General features: G+C 72.0%; 3 protein-coding genes. 2 read left to right on the top strand and 1 reads right to left on the bottom strand.

The genetic code is table 11. The features are described from left to right. Positions 1-379 (top strand): PaaX family transcriptional regulator C-terminal domain-containing protein (locus tag ACNPM4_RS14265; protein ID WP_448986089.1); only part of this gene is annotated, 379 nt, incomplete at its 5' end. Here ACNPM4_RS14265 and ACNPM4_RS14260 read toward each other — a convergent pair. After that, positions 376-870 (bottom strand): FBP domain-containing protein, encoded by a 495-nt coding sequence (locus ACNPM4_RS14260; protein ID WP_029261064.1) that lies wholly within the window; start codon positions 868-870, stop codon positions 376-378. The two genes, ACNPM4_RS14265 and ACNPM4_RS14260, sit on opposite strands and share 4 nt — an antisense overlap. Positions 871-1,167: 297 nt before the next feature. Here ACNPM4_RS14260 and ACNPM4_RS14255 point away from each other — a divergent pair, with 297 nt between their 5' ends. After that, a complete protein-coding gene (locus ACNPM4_RS14255; protein WP_029261063.1) occupies positions 1,168-1,515 on the top strand; it encodes a hypothetical protein in 348 nt (115 codons plus the stop codon). Positions 1,516-1,523: the final 8 nt, after the last annotated feature.

Below are 1,523 nucleotides of genomic sequence, written 5' to 3'. Positions count from 1 at the left end.
GGAGGTGGAGCAGATCCTGGAAGAGCTCGACGCCCGGAGCTGGGCGACCCTGTTCCAGGCGTCCGCCCCCGCGCCGGCCGGCACGCTCGAGGAAGCCGCGGCGCAGTGGTGGGATCTCGCGGCGCTGCGCGCCGAGCACCTCGCCTTCCAGGCCCAGCTCACCGCGTTGCCGTCCGAGCCGTTCGCCGCGTACGTGCAGCTGATCGACCGCTGGCGGGTGCTGCCGTACACCGATCCCGGGCTTCCGCCGTCGATGCTGCCGGCCGACTGGCCGGGGCGACGCAGCTTCGAGGAGTTCGCGCGGCTCTCCGCCGCGCTGGCCGCTCCCGCCCGCGCGCACGTGCGCGCCCGGCCGCCCGGACGCGCCCGCGCCGTCTAGGACCTCGGCCCCGCCACCTCGGCGAGGAAGCCGGCGACGTGCTCCTGCAGACGCAGGATGCGCAGATCGCGCGCGAACTCGCGGTCGAAGCCCTGGTACGCCAGCGGCGGGAGGATGCGCACGTTGCGGTTGCAGCCGAACTCGGCGCACGTGAGCACGCCGATCGAATCACCCTTGCGTCCGGCGGCCCCGGCCTTGCGCGCCACGAACAACTGCACGTCGTTGCGGAGCGTGACGTCTTCGCACCAGGAGCACTGCGCCCGGGCGATCACACGCTGCTCGGCGCGCTGCAGGAACACACCGACCGGGGCGTCGTCGACCCATGTGACGACGTACGCGCGGCGGGGCATCTTCGGATCCACCCAGCCGAGGAAGTCGAGCCGGTCGAAGTCGATCTCGGCGAAGCCGGGCGGGAGGGTCAGGTCGGAGACCTCCTTGCGGGAGGCGTTGAGGAAGGAGGCGCGGATGCCGCGCTCGTCGATGGGACGCATGAGAAAGTGCTTTCAGGAGTGGTCGCCGCAGAGGGCGAGTCGATCGGGTGAGGATCCCCGGACGGATGCCGGGGTACGACGCAGCACCGGGGACGGGGGTTCCGCCTCCGGCCGGTCTTCAGCCTCTGCCTGCGGCGCGGAAGGCGCCTGCAGCTCCGCTCTGCGCCCGAGGGACGCTCATCGACGACAGCACCCCGAGAGACTACACCCGTTTGTTTCACTCCGTGTCGGCCCGCCTGGATCCGCCCCGGAAGCCGACCTAGTCTTTCCGGAACGTCGATCCTGAAGGAGACCACCGTGTCCACGCCGCTGAACCGCCTTTCACCCCTCCCGGTGCGTGAGCGTGCAGCGTGCATGTGCAGCCACGGCGACCGGTGCTCCTCGTTCGCACCCGGCCACGCGCTGCACCTGATCCAGGCGCGCATCGCCTCGGCGACACCCGCCGAGTGGGTCGACGCCCTGGTCGTGACGACGGATGCCGTCGCCGGCGACCTCGTCGTGCGCACCCTCGACGGCGAGGTCCACGAGCTGTGGAACGGATCCGGCGCGGCGCTCGAAGCGGCCCCGGGCACGCCGGTCGCGCTGCATGCCCGCTACGGCGTGCTCGCCGTGGGGCGCACGCAGTTCAACGTCGCCACCGTCTGACGCGGCCC

It is taken from the genome of Microbacterium umsixpiens (genome assembly GCF_053543675.1).
The sequence above is the reverse complement of the archived record's forward strand: the minus strand, read 5'-3'. Positions and strand labels throughout refer to the sequence as shown.

Coding starts and splice junctions, on each gene's coding strand:
- ACNPM4_RS14260 (WP_029261064.1), bottom strand. CDS start 870: ATGCGTCCCATCGACGAGCGCGGCATCCGCGCCTCCTTCCTCAACGCC.